At 71.6% G+C, this 15,016-nt stretch carries 16 protein-coding genes; 11 read left to right on the top strand and 5 right to left on the bottom strand.

Translation table 11 applies throughout. The features are described 5' to 3' along the window. Positions 1–101: 101 nt before the first annotated feature. Complete coding sequence (locus ABZX22_RS37690) at positions 102–707, top strand: PadR family transcriptional regulator (protein WP_354919366.1); 606 nt, start codon at positions 102–104, stop codon at positions 705–707. Then, positions 694–1,911 carry an FAD-dependent monooxygenase gene (locus ABZX22_RS37685; RefSeq protein ID WP_354919363.1) on the top strand — a complete coding sequence of 406 codons (1,218 nt, stop codon included), beginning with the start codon at positions 694–696 and terminating at the stop codon, positions 1,909–1,911. The genes ABZX22_RS37690 and ABZX22_RS37685 overlap by 14 nt, the downstream gene beginning before the upstream one ends. Positions 1,912–1,920: 9 nt before the next feature. On the opposite strand, the gene ABZX22_RS37680 is transcribed toward ABZX22_RS37685, so the two are convergent. Then, a complete protein-coding gene (locus tag ABZX22_RS37680) occupies positions 1,921–3,672 on the bottom strand; it encodes an AMP-dependent synthetase/ligase (RefSeq protein WP_354919360.1) in 1,752 nt (583 codons plus the stop codon). A 168-nt stretch (positions 3,673–3,840) separates the two neighbouring features. Here ABZX22_RS37680 and ABZX22_RS37675 point away from each other — a divergent pair, with 168 nt between their 5' ends. Genes ABZX22_RS37675 through ABZX22_RS37645 form a run of 7 tightly spaced genes read left to right on the top strand, consistent with a single transcriptional unit; the run spans position 3,841 to position 9,410 of the window. After that, entirely contained in the window at positions 3,841–4,608 is a 768-nt protein-coding gene (locus ABZX22_RS37675; RefSeq protein WP_354919357.1) for a metallophosphoesterase, read from the top strand. Between the two features lie 21 nt (positions 4,609–4,629). Then, positions 4,630–5,067: an SRPBCC family protein gene (locus ABZX22_RS37670; RefSeq protein WP_354919355.1), complete on the top strand. Its 438-nt coding sequence runs from the start codon at positions 4,630–4,632 to the stop codon at positions 5,065–5,067. Then, entirely contained in the window at positions 5,064–6,227 is a 1,164-nt protein-coding gene (locus ABZX22_RS37665; protein ID WP_354919352.1) for an ArsA family ATPase, read from the top strand. Before ABZX22_RS37670 ends, ABZX22_RS37665 begins: the two co-directional genes overlap by 4 nt. Next, positions 6,220–6,609 carry a DUF5304 family protein gene (locus ABZX22_RS37660; RefSeq protein WP_354919349.1) on the top strand — a complete coding sequence of 130 codons (390 nt, stop codon included), beginning with the start codon at positions 6,220–6,222 and terminating at the stop codon, positions 6,607–6,609. Before ABZX22_RS37665 ends, ABZX22_RS37660 begins: the two co-directional genes overlap by 8 nt. Before the next feature lie 29 nt (positions 6,610–6,638). Beyond that, the gene (locus ABZX22_RS37655) at positions 6,639–7,571 is read left to right on the top strand and encodes an ROK family glucokinase (RefSeq protein WP_354919346.1); all 933 of its coding nucleotides are present in this window, start codon (positions 6,639–6,641) and stop codon (positions 7,569–7,571) included. Between the two features lie 9 nt (positions 7,572–7,580). Next, positions 7,581–8,273: an endonuclease/exonuclease/phosphatase family protein gene (locus ABZX22_RS37650; RefSeq protein ID WP_354919343.1), complete on the top strand. Its 693-nt coding sequence runs from the start codon at positions 7,581–7,583 to the stop codon at positions 8,271–8,273. A 36-nt stretch (positions 8,274–8,309) separates the two neighbouring features. Next, positions 8,310–9,410 (top strand): hypothetical protein, encoded by a 1,101-nt coding sequence (locus tag ABZX22_RS37645; RefSeq protein ID WP_354919340.1) that lies wholly within the window; start codon positions 8,310–8,312, stop codon positions 9,408–9,410. Between the two features lie 31 nt (positions 9,411–9,441). Here the strand turns inward: ABZX22_RS37645 and ABZX22_RS37640 are convergent, their stop codons facing one another. Both ABZX22_RS37640 and ABZX22_RS37635 read right to left on the bottom strand, forming a co-directional pair. Next, positions 9,442–9,885, bottom strand: coding sequence for a hypothetical protein (locus tag ABZX22_RS37640; RefSeq protein WP_354919337.1), 444 nt, complete (start codon positions 9,883–9,885; stop codon positions 9,442–9,444). Positions 9,886–9,927: 42 nt separating this feature from the next. Continuing rightward, positions 9,928–10,686, bottom strand: a complete 759-nt coding sequence (locus tag ABZX22_RS37635) for an alpha/beta fold hydrolase (RefSeq protein ID WP_354919334.1) — start codon at positions 10,684–10,686, stop codon at positions 9,928–9,930. A gap of 166 nt (positions 10,687–10,852) precedes the next feature. On the opposite strand from ABZX22_RS37635, the gene ABZX22_RS37630 reads away from it, so the two are divergent. Then, positions 10,853–11,554, top strand: coding sequence for a lysophospholipid acyltransferase family protein (locus ABZX22_RS37630; protein ID WP_354919331.1), 702 nt, complete (start codon positions 10,853–10,855; stop codon positions 11,552–11,554). Here ABZX22_RS37630 and ABZX22_RS37625 read toward each other — a convergent pair. Then, entirely contained in the window at positions 11,551–12,480 is a 930-nt protein-coding gene (locus tag ABZX22_RS37625) for a LysR family transcriptional regulator (RefSeq protein WP_354919568.1), read from the bottom strand. The two genes, ABZX22_RS37630 and ABZX22_RS37625, sit on opposite strands and share 4 nt — an antisense overlap. A 125-nt stretch (positions 12,481–12,605) precedes the next feature. Here ABZX22_RS37625 and ABZX22_RS37620 point away from each other — a divergent pair, with 125 nt between their 5' ends. Further along, positions 12,606–13,925, top strand: coding sequence for an MFS transporter (locus tag ABZX22_RS37620; protein WP_354919329.1), 1,320 nt, complete (start codon positions 12,606–12,608; stop codon positions 13,923–13,925). Here ABZX22_RS37620 and mmuM read toward each other — a convergent pair. Continuing rightward, complete coding sequence (mmuM, locus tag ABZX22_RS37615) at positions 13,858–14,724, bottom strand: homocysteine S-methyltransferase (protein ID WP_354919326.1); 867 nt, start codon at positions 14,722–14,724, stop codon at positions 13,858–13,860. The genes ABZX22_RS37620 and mmuM overlap by 68 nt on opposite strands. Positions 14,725–15,016 lie beyond the last annotated feature (292 nt).

Genomic DNA, 15,016 nt, shown 5'->3' with positions numbered 1-15,016 from the left:
CGAATGTCAACGTAGGTTTCCTAACGATCGGAGGCTTCCCAGAGGCGACTTCCGCGCCTATAGTTGATGTCAACTAGTTGATGTCAACTATGGAGATGTGCGTGGAGAACCGGCGCAAGGTGTCCAACCCGCTCGCCCTGGCGGTGCTGGCGTTCCTGCTGATGGAGCCGATGCATCCGTACGAACTCGGGCGGCGGCTGCAGGAGACCCACAAGGACCGCAGCTTCAAGTACAACAGGGGCTCGCTCTACATGGTGGTCAAGCAGCTGGCGAAGGCGGGTCTCATCGTCGAGCGGGAGACCGTGCGCGACACCGAACGCCCCGAGCGCACGCTCTACGCGCTCACCGACCCCGGCCGGCGCGAGCTCTACGACTGGCTGCGTGAGCTGGTCGCCCAGCCGGCGGAGGAGTACCCGCACTTCGGGGTCGCGCTCTCCCTGCTGAGCGTCCTCGATCCGGCCGAGGCGGCCGGCCTGCTGCGCCGGCGCGCCACCGCGATCGAGGCGCAGGCCGGCGAGATCCGCGAGAGCGTGCGCGCCGCCACCGACAGCGGCGTCGCGTGGGTGTTCCTCGTCGAGGAGGACTACCGGCTCGCCGTGATCGAGGCCGAGCTCCGCTTCGTCGACCGGCTCGTCGAGGCGCTCCAGCAACCCGACTACGTCACCACCTGGCACACGATCTTCGGGAGTCATCATGGCAGCGGTTAGCACGGCACTGGTGATCGGCGGCGGCATCGCGGGCCCCGTGACCGCGATGGCACTGCGCCGCGCGGGCATCGAGGCGACAGTCCACGAGGCCTACGCGGGCACCGCGGACGGCATCGGCGGCACGCTCACCATCGCGCCGAACGGGCTGGACGCCTTACGGGCCGTCGGCGCGGACGCGCCGGTCAAGGCCACCGGGCAGCCCGTGAAGGACACGGTGATCACCGACGGCGCGGGCAGGCTCATCGGCGAGTTCCGCGGCCTGGCCGACCTCGAGCCCGGCCAGGCGATGTGGCGCGGCGACCTGTACCGGGCGGTGCACGCCCACGCCGTCGCCTCCGGCGTCCCCTTCGCCTACGGCAGGCGCCTGGTCGGCGCCGACGAGAGCGCCACGGGCGTCACCGCGTACTTCGCCGACGGCACGAGCGCGAGCGCCGACATCCTCGTCGGCGCGGACGGCATCCGCTCCGTCGTCCGCACGCTCATCGACCCCGCCGCGCCCGAGCCGCGCCACGTCCCCCTGCTGAACTTCGGCGGCCTGGCCGACGTCGCGCCACCGGCCCGGCCCGACGCCGCGTACTTCGTCTTCGGCGGGCGCGGCTTCCTCGGCTACTGGGTCCAGCCCGACGGCAGGACCGCCTGGTTCGCCAACGTCCCCCACGACAGGCCGATGACCACCGCCCAGGCGCGGGCCGTGCCCGCGGACGAGTGGCTGCGCCGGCTGCGCGAGATCTACGCGGGCGACGTGCCCGGCCCGGAGCTGCTGCGGCACACCAGGCCCGAGGACCTGGTCACGCTGGGCACGGTCGAGATCATGCCGAGCGTGCCGCGCTGGCACAGCGACAGGATGGTGCTGGTCGGCGACTCCGTCCACGCGCCGTCGCCCAGCTCGGGACAGGGCGCGTCACTGGCGGCGGAGAGCGCGGTCGAGCTCGCCCGCTGCCTGCGCGACCTGCCCGAGCCCGCCCGCGCCTTCGCGGCCTACGAACGGCTGCGCCGCGAGCGCGTCGAGAAGGTCGCCAGGCGGGCCGCCAGGACCAACAACAGCAAGGCACTCGGGCCGTTCGCCATCACGATGATGAGGCTGATGATGCCGCTGGCGACGCGGACGTTCCTGAAGCCGGAGCGGACGCTCGGCGTCGAGCAACGCCACCACGTCGAGTGGGACGCCCCCGTCGGCGCCCCCTCGGCCGCCCCGGCGCGATGAGCCCCGTCGCTAGGCGTACAGGCCGTCGATCTCGGCGGCGAAGTCCTTCATCACCAGGTTCCGCTTGACCTTGAGCGTCGGCGTCAGGTGCCCGCTCTCCTCGGTCAGGTCCGCGTCCAGGATGACGAACTTCTTGATCTGCTCCGCCCGCGACACGCTCCTGTTGGCCGCGTCGACCGCCGACTGCACCTCCGCCAGCACCGCGGCGTCCTGCCCGGCCTGCCCGGCCGGCAGCCCGCGCCGCGCCAGCGCCTCGGGGTCGAGCGTGACGAGGGCGGCGGCGAACGGCCTGCCGTCGCCGACGACCATCGCCTGGGAGATCAGCGGGTGCGACCTGATGGCGTCCTCGAGCGGCGCGGGCGCGATGTTCTTGCCCGCGGCCGTGACCAGGATCTCCTTCTTGCGCCCGGTGATGCGCAGGTACCCGTCGCCGTCGAGCTCCCCGACGTCGCCGGTGTGGTACCAGCCGTCGGCGTCGACCGCCGCCGCGGTGGCCTCGTCGTTGTTCCAGTAGCCGTGGAAGACGTGGCGGCCCTTGGTGAGGATCTCGCCGTCCTCGTCGATCCTGACACTGGCGCCCGGGATCGGCTTGCCCACAGTGCCGATCTTGTTGGCGCCGGGCATGTTGACCGAGACGGGCGCGGTCGTCTCGGTCAGGCCGTACCCCTCGAAGACCTCGATGCCGACGCCGGTGAAGAAGTGACCGAGCCGCTCGCCGAGCGCGCCGCCGCCGGAGACGGCCGCCGACAGCCGGCCGCCCGTGGCCTGGCGGAGCTTGCCGTACACCAGCTTGTCGAACAGCAGGTGCCGCAGGCGCAGGCCGAGCGGCGCGCCGCCGGCGGACCGGGCCTTGCTGTAGGCGATGGCGACGTCGGCGGCGCGGGCGAAGATCCTGCCCTTGCCGCTCGCGATGGCCTTCTGCTCGGCGCCGTTGTAGACCTTCTCGAACACCCTGGGCACGCCGAGCAGGAACGTCGGCTGGAAGGCCGCCAGGTCGGGCGCGACGTTCTTCATGTTCGGCGTGTGGGCCAGCACGGTGCCGGTCTCGACGAGCACGATCTGGATCACCCTGGCGAAGACGTGCGCCAGCGGCAGGAACAGCAGCGCCGCCCGGCCCGGCACGTCGAAGAGCGGCTCCAGCGGCCCCCTGGCCACGTTGATCGAGGTGAACAGCAGGTTGTCGTGGGTGAGCCGGCAGCCCTTCGGCCTGCCCGTGGTGCCGGAGGTGTAGATGATCGTCGCCAGGTCGCCGCCCTGCCGGGAGGTACGGCGCGCCTCCAGCTCCTCGTCGGAGACGCCGGGACCGGCCAGGTCGCCGATCTCCGTCACCCGCCAGACGTTCTCCAGCGCCGGCTGGGCCGCCTTGACCGTCTCCTCGTGGGCGTCGAGCTCGACGAAGGCGGCCTTGGCGCCGCTGTCGGACAGGATCCACGCGACCTGGTCGGTGGCGGAGGTCTCGTACACGGGCACGCTGACCGCGCCGGCCGCCCAGATGGCGTAGTCGATGACGGTCCACTCGTACCGGGTGCGCGACATCAGCGCGATGCGGTCGCCGGGCTCGACGCCCGCGGCGATGAGGCCCTTGGCCAGCGCGGCGACCTCGTCACGGAACTCGCCTGCGGTGACGGCCGGCCAGCTCTCGCCGGCCTTCCTGCGCATCACGACCGCCCCAGGCTCCTGCTCGCCGCGCCTGAAGACCGTGTCGGTGCAGTTGGCGGTTAGCGGAACATCCACCAGGACGGGGACGCTGTACTCGCGCACGGATCACTCCTCCGGGTGCACGCTTCTGGGACGACCGAGGACGCTACCGCGTTAAGTTACGCGTGGGTAGCCTCGTCACACAGGCGTTATCAAGGGCGTTCATCACGCTAGCAGCCGTTGGGCGCAGTGCCGCACCAGCCGCGAAGGGGCGCCACTAGGGTGTCCCGTATGCGGGTGCATGTCGTGAGCGATGTCCACGGAAGCGTCGACGCGCTGGCCCGCGCGGGCGACGGCGCCGACGCCCTGATCTGCCTGGGCGACCTGATCCTCTTCATCGACTACGCCGACCACGCCCAGGGCATCTTCCCCGAGCTGTTCGGCGCGGAGATGGCCGCCGAGTTCATCGCGCTGCGCACCGCCAAGCGGTTCGACGAGGCCAGGCAGCTGTCAGGACGGCTGTGGGCGAGCCTCGACGGCGATCCGCGCGATCACATCGAGCGGATCGTCAGGGACCAGTACGCGCGGCTGTTCGCGGCCATGCCGACGCCTGCCTACCTGACCTACGGCAACGTCGACCTGCCCCGGCTGTGGGGCGACTACCTCAGGCCTGGGCTGACCGTGCTCGACGGGCAGACCGTGGAGATCGGCGGGCTCACGTTCGGCTTCGTCGGGGGAGGGCTGCGCACGCCCTACCGCACGCCGTACGAGATCAGCGACGAGGAGTTCGCCGCCAAGGTGGCCGCGGTCGGCGAGGTGGACGTCCTGTGCTGCCACATCCCGCCCGCAGTGCCCGAGCTGCTCTACGACGTGGTGGCCAGGCGCTACGAGAGGGGCAGCGAGGCGACGCTGGAGGCGATCAGGCGCACCCAGCCGCGCTACGCGCTGTTCGGGCACGTGCACCAGCCGCTCTACGCGCGCACCAGGATCGGCAGGACCGAATGCGTGAACGTCGGCCACTTCCGTGGAAACGGCGTCCCTTACGTCCTCGAATGGTGACCTGACCGGTACCTTGGTCGCATGGCTGACCGCACCACGTCGAGCATCACCATCGACGCCGACCGCTCCAGCGTGATGACCGTCGTCGCCGACTTCCCCGCCTACCCCGAATGGGCGGGTCAGGTGAAGTCTGCCGAGGTCCTGACCACGGACGGCGACGGACGTCCGCAGACCGTGCGCTTCGTGCTCGACGCGGGGGTGATCAGCGACACCTACACCCTCGGCTACGAGTGGAACGACGACGACAGCGTCAGCTGGCGGGTCGTCGAGTCCGGCACGATGGTGCGCGAGCTGAGGGGGAGTTACACCCTCGCCGATCGGGGCAGTGGCACCGAGGTGACCTACGATCTCGCGGTCGACCTGAAGGTCCCGATGATCGGCATGATCAAGCGCAAGGCGGAGAAGGTCATCGTCGACACGGCGCTCAAGGGTCTGAAGAGGCGTGTCGAGGGCCGATGAGAGTCCTGCTCTTCACCGGTAAGGGCGGCGTCGGCAAGACGACGGTGGCCGCGGCCACCGCGGCGCTCGCCGCGCGGCGCGGGCTGAAGACCCTGGTCGTCTCCACCGACACCGCCCACTCGCTGGCCGACGCGCTCGCCGTCACCGTGGCCGACCAGCCGGTGGAGATCGAGCCCGGCCTGCACCTCCACCAGGTCGACACCCAGAAGTCGCTCGAACGCCACTGGGGAGAGCTGCAGGACTACGCCAGGGGCCTGTTCACCGAGCTCGGCCTCGACGAGATCACCGCCGAGGAGATCACCGTCCTGCCGGGCGCCGAGGAGGTCATCGCGCTGCTCGAGCTGCGCGAGCAGGCCCGGTCGGGACGCTGGGACGTCATCGTCGTCGACTGCGCGCCGACCGCCGAGACGCTGCGCCTGCTGTCCCTGCCCGAGGCGCTCGACTGGCACGTCTCGCGGCTGCTGCCCGTCGGACGCAGGCTGATGAAGGTCGTCGCGCCGTTCGTGCGCGGCCTCGCCCACGTCAGCACCCCCGGCGACGAGGTCGTCGGCGCGGCCGAGCGCCTGCACCGCAGCCTCATGGACGTGCGCGGGCTGCTCACCGGCCCCTCCGCCTCCGTCCGCCTCGTGCTGACGCCCGAGTCGGTGGTGCTGGCCGAGGCCAGGCGCACCCTCACCTCGCTCAACCTGTACGGCTACCGCGTCGACGCGGTGATCGCCAACCGCGTCTTCCCCGCCGAGGACGCCGACGAGTGGCGCACCCAGTGGGTGATCGCCCAGTCGAAGCTCCTGGCGGAGGCCGAGGAGTCGTTCGCCCCGCTGCCCGTCCACGTCGTCCCTTACCTGCCGGGCGAGCCCGTCGGCGCCGACGCGCTGGCCGAGGTGGGCGCGGCCGTTTACGCCGGCAGCGATCCGTTCGCCGATCCCGGCGTCGAACCGCCGCTCGCCTTCGACGGCGACGAGCTGTCCCTCGCCCTGCCGGGAGCCGACAGGAGCGAGATCGACCTGGCCCGCAAGGGCGACGAGCTGATCGTCACGGCCGGGCCGTACCGGAGGATCCTGGCGCTGCCCGCCGCGCTGGCGCGCAGGAAGATCGGCGGCGCCGTGCTCCGCGACGGCCGCCTGCGGGTACGGTTCCTGGCAGGAGGGCGAGATGACTGAGAGCAACGACAGAGATCCCATCGGCACGGTCGCCGAGGAAGCGCGCAAGCTGTTCGACGCGCTGCAGGGGCGAGCCACCCGCCAGGTCGGCAAGACGGTGATCAACTCGTTCACCGGCGGCGGCAGCCGGGACAGGGACGTGTGGGGTGAGGCGGTCGCCGAACACCCCGAGGGCGAGTACATCTGCCGCGCGTGCCCGTTCTGCCGGGCCATCGCCGCGCAGCGGGAGTCGGGGTCGGACGTGACAGGGCATCTGATGGCCGCCGGTGGCGAGCTGTTCGCCGCCTTCCGCCAGGCCGTCGACGCGCTGAGCCGTCCGAGCACCGCCCGCAGGCCCCATGAGGAGCGACGCGACGACGTGGAGCACATCGACCTGGGCTGAGGAGCTCCGGAGGAAAGGTTGGGACGGACATGCTGACGATCGGCGTGGACATCGGCGGGACGAAGGTCGCCGCGGGCGTGGTGGACGAGAACGGCACCATCATCGACAACGCCTTGCGGCCCACCGCGGCAGACCGGCCCGACCTGCTCGCCGTGACGGTCGCCGACGTGGTCAAGGAGCTGTCGAAGGGCAAGGAGATCGAGGCGGTCGGCGTGGGCGCGGCGGGCTTCGTCGACGAGACCCGCTCCATCGTCCGCTTCGCGCCGAACCTGGCCTGGCGCGAGGAGCCGCTCCAGAAGAAGATCACCGAGCTCGTCGGCCTGCCCGTCGTCGTGGAGAACGACGCCAACGCCATGGCGTGGGGCGAGGCCCGCTTCGGCGCGGGCAGGGGCGAGAGCCACATCGTGTGCGTCACCGTCGGCACCGGCATCGGCGGCGGCATCGTCATCGACGGCCAGCTCTACCGCGGCCGGTGGGGCATGGGCGCCGAGCTCGGCCACATGCAGGTGGTGCCCGAGGGCAGGCTCTGCGGGTGCGGCAACCTCGGCTGCTGGGAGCAGTACGCCAGCGGCAACGCGCTCGTCCGCGAGACCCGCGAGATCGTCGCCAACCAGCCGGAGCGGGCCTCGATCCTGCTCGGCATGGTAGGCGACACGATCGAGGGCGAGGAGATCACCGAGGCCGCCCGGCAGGGTGACGAGGCCTCGCTGGCCGCCTTCGCCAGCATGGCCGACTGGCTGGCGCAGGGCATGGCCGACCTCGCGGCCGTGCTCGACCCCGGGCTCTTCATCGTCGGCGGCGGCGTGTCGCGGGCGGCCGACCTGTTCATCGACAGGACACGCGAGACGTTCGCCCGCGCGCTGACCGGCAAGGGCCACCGGCCCGTCGCCGAGATCAAGCTCGCCCGGCTCGGCGCGTCGGCCGGGCTCGTGGGCGCTGCGGATCTGGCCCGCAGGAGGTAAATTCACGGGGTGACCATCACGGTCGGCACCTACAACGTGCGCGGCATGAAGGATGACGTCGCCGCGCTTGCCAGGGTCATCAAGGCGATGAGTCCTGACGTGCTGTGCGTGCAGGAGGCGCCGCGGCTGTTGTGCTGGCGGCGCCGGCGCGCGGAACTGGCCGAGTCGGCGGGGTTGCGCGTCGCCGCGGGCGGCAGGCTCGGCGGGGTGGCCATCCTCATCGCTCCCGGGGTACGGCTGCTGCACACCGAGAGCCACGTGTTAAAGATCTTCTTAGGCTTGGAGATCAGAGCCGTCGCCATCGCCGTCGTCGAGGTGGAGGGCGCGCGTTTCGCCGTCGGCTCGATCCACCTCGACCTCGACGAGGCGGCCAGGCTCCACCACGCCACGGAGGCCGTCACCATGATCGAGCAGGTCGCGGCCAGGTTCGGCGCCGCGATCGTCCTCGCGGGCGACATCAACGAGCAGGACGACAAGGCCACCTGGCGCTACATCGCGGCCAGGCTGAGCGACTGCTATCCGAGGGCGCCGCGAGGTAATGGTTTCACCTTCACGGCCAGGCGCCCCGGCAAGCGCATCGACGCGATCTTCGCCGCTCAGGGCCTGGAGGTCGCCTGGTGCGGTGGCGTCGACGCCGATCCCGCCGACCTCATGGCGGCCACCGACCATCTGCCGGTGGCCGCCAGGCTTGTGCGGACCTAGGCCGCGACGCGGCGCCGCTGGCCGTACCATTTGCTCATGACCCGTCGCCTTCGGCGGCGTGCGCTGTTCCTGTGCGTGGCAACCATCGTCTCCGGACTGCCCGTCGTGGGCGCCGCGCACGCCGAGCCCGCCAGCACGCCGATCGAGGCGTGGCAGCGCTCGACGAGCGTGCACCTGCGGGCCGACAGCACGCTGACCGACGTGGACGCGGTCTCCGCGACCGAGGTGTGGGCGGTCGGCCAGCAGCAGATCTGGGACGTGTGGGAGAACCGCGGCTCCATCAGCCGGTGGAACGGCAAGACGTGGAGCGAGGTGCCCATCCGCGACACGACGGGCACGGGGCAACTGCGCAGCGTGTCGGCCGTCTCCGCCGGCCAGGTCTGGACGGTGGGCGACGGCCACGACGGCCTGCCGTACCTGGGCAGGGGTGACGCCGGCGGCTTCGACAGGGTCAGGGTGCCCGGCGTGCGGGCGGGCGACTGGTTCGGCGGCATCGACGCCCGCGCGGGCCGGGTCGTCGCCGCAGGCAGCCGCGACGGCAAGGCGCTGCTGCTGACCGGGCAGGACGGCAGGTGGACGCTGCACCAGAGCGAGGAGGACGGCACCCTCTACGCGGTCGCCGGCACCTTCGCCGTCGGCGACACCGGCAAGGCGCCGCTGATCATGCGCTACGCCGAGGGCAAGTGGACCCGGATGCCGCTGCCCTCCGTCCCCGGCGGCTATCTGCGCGACGTCTACGTCGACAGCGCCAAGCGGGCGGTGGCGGTGGGCGGCGTCTACGGCGAGCTGGGCGTGTCCGAGCCGCTCGCGCTGGTCTGGAACGGCAAGCGCTGGAGCCGCGCCGACCTGCCGGAGTCACGCGCCAGGCTGTACGGCGTCACCGGGGACGGCAAGGGCCGCTTCTGGGTCTCCGGCTACGACCCCGACCACGACGACGAGGCGTACCTGCTGCGCAGGGAGAAGAAGCGGTGGGAGGTCATCCGCGGCGGCCCCGAGAAGATCAGGGGCAGCGTCAGGCTGCAGGCGGTGACCTACCTGCCGGGCAAGGGCGCCGTCTGGGCCGTCGGCCACGTCGTCGACGCGGCCGAACGCTACACCGACATCGTGGAGTCCTTCGCGCGCTCGGCGGACCGCTGACCGCGACCGCCGCGGCGCGTGCTCCCGGCGGTCAGACGACCGCGCCGTCGTCCCAGCCGGAGTCGTTGGGCGGGCCGTCGCCCATGCGCACCACGAGCGCCACGAAGCCGCCGATGAAGGCGGCCACCGCGGTGAACAGCGCCCACCCCTGCATGTCCCAGCCGCTCATGGCCGCCACCAGCAGGTAGGCGGGGCCGCCGAACAGGGCCACCCACGCGAGCTTGGTGGCCAGGTCGATCTTGGGCAGCGGAGGGGGCGGCTCGGGCACGAAGTGGCCCTCGTCGTCGGCCTCCTCCAGGGGCGTCTGGTCGTCGTCCGGCTCGGAGGCCTTGATCACCCTGCGGGTGGGCTCGGGCTCGTGATCGGCGGGGGACAGGTTCTCGCTGTCGGGCCACGGCTGCTCGGCCGAGTCCGGCTCGTTGTAGGACGCGACGATCTGACGCCAGACCTCGTCCTCGTCACTCTGCGGCGTCACGTCACATCCTTCACGAAGATCGCACTTGTCCCCCGGTGGCGATCAGTCTCTCTGCAAGGGTACCGAGGCATGTGTCCTGATGAAGTCCAGGCTCCCGGCAAAGATCTTGTCGGCATCGTTGTCGAGGGTCGCAACATGGTAGCTATCGGGGAGCTCCTCCACCGTCACTCCGGCGACCCGCTCGCGCAGGATCGCCACGCTCGTCGGTTTGACCACGTGGTCCTCGGGGCTGTGGAAGACCAGCACCGGCGCCTCGAGCGTCGCCAGGTCGGCCTGCACGAGCGACCACAGCCACGGCAGCGACGCCGCCGCCTTGACCGGTGTGCGCGTGTAGGCCAGCTCGGCCGCTCCCGGCTTCTTGATGTCGCCCGCCACTCCGGGAACCGACGCGATGAACCACTTCAGCAGCGGCGCGAGACGCAGCAGCGGCACGTCGTTGGCGATCGACGGGTTGACCACGATCACGCCCTTGACGCCAGGACCGTGCACCTCCGCCAGCCTTAACGCCATGCAGCCGCCCAGCGAGAGCCCGGCCACGAACACCTCCGCGCACCTGCCCTGCAGGTCCTCGAAGGCCTTCTCCAGCTCGGCGAACCAGTCCTCCCAGCGGGTGTGGCTCATCTCCTGCCAGGTGGTCCCGTGCCCGGGCAGCCGCGGCAGGGCCACGGTGAGGCCGTGCGCCGCCAGGTACTCGCCCCAGGGCCGCAACGACTGTGGTGTGCCGGTGAAGCCGTGACACAGCAGGACACCCACCTGTCCGGCCTCGTGGTGGTACGGCTCCGCGCCTGGCATGACCGGCATAACCGCTCCTCGCCGGGAAATCATCCCTGCACAATTTCGTCGGTAATTGATCCCCGATTTGCCCGATCGTCGCATGATATGGGGGAGTTGCGCGAGTGGTGGTGTAGGAGCTTGGCCACCGAGATGCGAAGATGATTACCGACTGTTCCGAGGGAGAGGTGGCCAGGTGTTCTATTGGGTGGTCAAGGCCATCTTGGCGCCGTTCCTGCATCTGATCTTCCGGCCGTGGGCCGAGGGCCTCGACAACGTGCCGCGTCAGGGGCCCGTCATCCTCGCGGGCAACCACCTGTCCTTCGCCGACCATTTCTTCGGCGCCCTCCACCTGCCGCGCAAGGTGATCTCGCTCGGCAAATCCGACTACTTCACCGGCCGCGGCGTCAAGGGCTTCTTCACCCGGCTGTTCTTCAGCGGCGTTGGCACCGTGCCGATCGACCGTTCGGGCGGCAAGGCCAGCGAGGCGGCGCTGCGCACCGGCAAGCGGATCCTCGCCGAGGGCAGCGTGCTCGGCATCTACCCCGAGGGCACCCGCTCGCCCGACGGCCGCCTCTACAAGGGCAAGACCGGCGTGGCCAGGCTGGCGCTGGAGTCGCGGGCCCCGGTCATCCCCTGGGCCATGGTCAACACCTTCGAGATGATGCCGCCGGGACGGCCGCTGCCCAAGCTCGGCATCAGGCCGGGCGTGCGCTTCGGCAAGCCGCTCGACTTCTCCCGCTACTACGGCATGGAGGACGACCGCCTGGTGCTTCGCGCGGTCACCGACGAGATCATGTACGCGCTGATGGAGCTGTCGGGCCAGGAGTACGTCGACAAGTACGCCGCCAGCGCCAAGGTCGAGATGGAGCGCGCCGCCAGGGCGGCACGCGCCTAACCCTCCTCGGCCACCAGGCGCCGCCCGCTGTCCTCGAACACCCGCCTGACCGTGGCGCGCAGCCACGCGTGCGCCGCGTCGGCGTCGTGGCGCGGATGCCAGGCCTGCGAGATCTCCATCGCGGGCAGCTCCAGCGGGATCTCGAACGTCACCAGGCCCAGCGCGGCCACCGCCGCGGGGGCCTGCCAGCTGCCCACCATGCCCACCAGGTCCGAGTCGCGCAGCACGATCAGCGACTGGGTGAAGGCGGGCACCGTGGCCACCACCCTGCGCCGCAGGCCCAGCTCGGCCAGCGCCCGGTCGATCGGCCCCGACGTGCGTCCCCTGCGCGAGACGAGAAGGTGGTCGGCCGCGGCGTAGCGCTCGGCCGTGACCGGCCCGTCGAGCAGCGGGTGCCCGGCGCGCACCAGGCCGACCGGGCGGTCGGTGGCCAGCGGTTCGACCCGCGTCTCGGGGGCGGGGTCGTGGATGACCGTCACCTCCAGGTCGGCCAGGCCGTCCCGCAGCGCCCTGGTGTCGGTATGGCCCTCCGGGACGAACCGCAGGGTGACGCCGGGCGCCTGCCGTACCGTGACGGCGAGCAGCGGGGCGGCGATCGCGGCGATGACCGCGTCGGAGGCCAGGATCGCGAAGTCACGAGTCAGCGTGGCCAGGTCGGGCGCGGCGGGGGAGGCGAACACCCGGCGGGCGGCCTCCACCAGCGAGCGCACCTCCGCCTGTACGGCCAGCGCGCGCGGCGTCGGCACCATGCCCCGTCCCGACCGCACCAGGACGGGATCGCCCATCGCCCGGCGGATGCGGCCCAGCGTGCGGCTCATCGCGGGCTCGGACAGGTGCAGGCGCAGCGCGGCGCCCGAGACGCTGCCCTCCTCGAGGAGCGCGTCGAGGGCGATGAGCAGGTCGAGCGATGGTTGCGTCTGACGCATGGACACCTTGCCAAAGATGCATTTGAAGTCAAGTCACCTCGATCCTACGGTGAGGTCTGTCTCCCCTTCCCCACCTGAATCGAGGGCTTTTCGGCATGCCCGAAAGATCACGGATCCTTGCCGTCATGGCGGCCTCCGTCACCCTGGCGGTCTCGCTGGTCGCCGCGGTCAACCTGGCGATCCCCACGCTGGCCGCCGGCCCGCTCCACCCCAGCCCGTCACAGCTGGTCTGGATCGTCGACGCCTACGTCATCGTCTTCGCCTGCCTGCTCATCCCCGCGGGCGCCGCGGGCGACCGCTACGGCCGCAAGGGCGTGCTGCTCACCGGCCTCGGCGTGTTCGCGCTCGGCAGCCTGGCCGCCGCGCTCGCCCCCACCACGGGCGTGCTCATCGCCGCCCGCGCGCTCAGCGGCGCCGGCGCGGCCCTCGTCATGCCCGCCTCGCTCTCGCTGACCGTGGGCGTCCACCCGCCCGAGGAACGCGGCAAGGCCATCGCCACCTGGACCGCCGCCACCGGCATCGCCGGCGTGCTCGGCAACCTGGGCGGCGGGCTGGTCATGCAGTACCTGCCGTGGCAGGCGCTGTTCCTCATCCCCGTCCCGATCGCCGGGCTGCTCGCCCTGCTCACCGCCAGGCTCGCGCCCCGGCTGCCCCGCCACCACGCCGACCTCGACCTGCCCGGCGCCGCGCTGCTGATCGCCGGATCCGTCGCGCTGCTGTTCGGCGTCATCGAAGGACCCTCGCACGGCTGGCTCAGCGCCCCCGTGCTCGGCGCCTTCGCCGTCGCCGCCGCGCTCCTCGCGGGATTCGTCGCCCACCAGTTCCGTACGGCGGGGCCGCTGCTCGACCCCCGCCTGTTCGCCAGGCCGGCACTGCGCGCGGGCACGCTCGGCGTCGCCGTGCTGTTCTTCGGGCTGTTCGCGCTGTTCTTCGTCAACGCCCGCTACCTACAGGACGTCATGGGCCTGTCGCCGCTGCTCACCGGCCTGGCGATCCTGCCCCTCACCATCCCGATGATCGTGCTGTCCCGGCTGTCGGCGCGCTTCGACCCGCGCGTCGCGGTGCCGTCCGGGCTCGCGCTGGTCGTGGCCGGGCTGGTGACGCTGTCGTTCGCGGGCGCCGGCACGCCGTACCTGGTCTACGCCGTCGGGCCCACGCTCATGGGCGCCGGCATGGGGCTCAGCCTGCCGCCGCTCTCGCACGCCGCCGTGGCCGCGCTGCCGCCCGAACGCGCCGGCCTCGGCTCCGGCCTGACCAGCGCCGCCAGGGAACTCGGCAGCGCCGTCGGCGTCGCCGTCATGGGCACCGCCCTGGCCACCCACGGCATGTCGGCGGGCTACCTCGTGATCGCGGCCGTCGTCCTCGCCGGGGCGCTGCTCACTCTGCGGTGGCTTCGCGCACCCGCCGCACGTGCTCAGGCGTCGTACGGCAGCAGCCCCCGATGAGAGCGGCGCCCAGCTCCTTCCACTCCCTGGCGGCCTCGCCGAACTCGGCCGGGTCGGCGGTCCCCAGCCAGCGCCGGTTGTCCGCGTCCCACGTCTCGCCCGAGTTCGGGTAGACGACGATCGTGAACCCGGCCAGCTGGCGGATCAGGCCCGGGATGTGGGCCGGCGAGGTGCAGTTCACGCCGACCGCCACCACCTGCGGGCTGTCGGCGAACAGGGCCGCGGCGAGCCTGATCGGGGTGCCGTCGTTGAGATGCTTGTCGTCGCGGCAGGAGAAGGCGAGCCAGGCCTTCGCCTCGGGCGTCTCCTTGAGGAGGCGGCCGATCGCCTTGGCCTCCGCGAACGACGGGATGGTCTCACAGGCCAGCAGGTCAGCGCCCGAACCCGCCAGGATCTCCCACCTCGGACGGTGCCAGGCGACCAGGCCGTCCTCGTCGAGGTCGTAGTCACCGGTGTACTCCGCGCCGTTGGCCAGGTACGCGCCGTAGGGGCCGACGCTCGCCGCGACCAGACCGCCGCCCGCCTCGTCTCTGGCCTGGACGGCGAGCTCGACGGACAGGGCGATCAGGTCGGCGGCCTCGCGCTCGGACATCCCCCGCTTGACGAAGCCGGGGACGGAGGCCTGGTAGCTGGCGGTCGTGGCCACCTGCGCGCCGGCGGCGAAGTAGTCGGCGTGGACGCGGCGGATCAGGGCGGGATCCTCCACCAACAGCCGGGCCGACCACAGGTCGTCGCTCAGGTCGGCACCCAGGGCTTCGAGGTGGGTGGCAAGACCGCCATCCAGGACAAGTGTGCTCACACCATCACCTTATGCGCTGCTGCCTGGGCGTTCTTCCCGTAGGACGGGCGCCTCCCGCGCTCGTTCGTCCGGATGTGGTCGGTGCGAGCCCACCCGTGGAGGCTCGCGCCCGCATGCGGCCCCGAGAAATTCCTGCCCCGGCGGCAGGAAGACTCCCGCCCTGCCCGCTCGCCATGGGGGTCGGCCGCCCCCCACTACCGCGTGCGTCTCCACTCGCTCCTCACGTGCGCCTCCGCCCGCTTCCCGTGTGCCTTCCCTCCCTTCCGTGACCGTCATCGGATGGCGCCTCGCT

Source organism: Nonomuraea sp. NPDC003804 (genome assembly GCF_040610675.1).
Lineage (GTDB): Bacteria > Actinomycetota > Actinomycetes > Streptosporangiales > Streptosporangiaceae > Nonomuraea.
This window is presented reverse-complemented; position numbering and strand designations above follow the sequence as displayed.

Bases quoted from the DNA above. Each gene is read 5' to 3' on its own strand.
- ABZX22_RS37645 (WP_354919340.1), top strand. From the start codon at position 8,310: ATGACCCGTCGCCTTCGGCGGCGTGCGCTGTTCCTGTGCGTGGCAACC.
- ABZX22_RS37660 (WP_354919349.1), top strand. From the start codon at position 6,220: ATGACTGAGAGCAACGACAGAGATCCCATCGGCACGGTCGCCGAGGAA.
- ABZX22_RS37675 (WP_354919357.1), top strand. From the start codon at position 3,841: ATGCGGGTGCATGTCGTGAGCGATGTCCACGGAAGCGTCGACGCGCTG.
- ABZX22_RS37625 (WP_354919568.1), bottom strand. From the start codon at position 12,480: ATGCGTCAGACGCAACCATCGCTCGACCTGCTCATCGCCCTCGACGCG.
- ABZX22_RS37620 (WP_354919329.1), top strand. From the start codon at position 12,606: ATGGCGGCCTCCGTCACCCTGGCGGTCTCGCTGGTCGCCGCGGTCAAC.
- ABZX22_RS37665 (WP_354919352.1), top strand. From the start codon at position 5,064: ATGAGAGTCCTGCTCTTCACCGGTAAGGGCGGCGTCGGCAAGACGACG.
- ABZX22_RS37670 (WP_354919355.1), top strand. From the start codon at position 4,630: ATGGCTGACCGCACCACGTCGAGCATCACCATCGACGCCGACCGCTCC.
- ABZX22_RS37655 (WP_354919346.1), top strand. From the start codon at position 6,639: ATGCTGACGATCGGCGTGGACATCGGCGGGACGAAGGTCGCCGCGGGC.
- ABZX22_RS37635 (WP_354919334.1), bottom strand. From the start codon at position 10,686: ATGCCGGTCATGCCAGGCGCGGAGCCGTACCACCACGAGGCCGGACAG.
- ABZX22_RS37685 (WP_354919363.1), top strand. From the start codon at position 694: ATGGCAGCGGTTAGCACGGCACTGGTGATCGGCGGCGGCATCGCGGGC.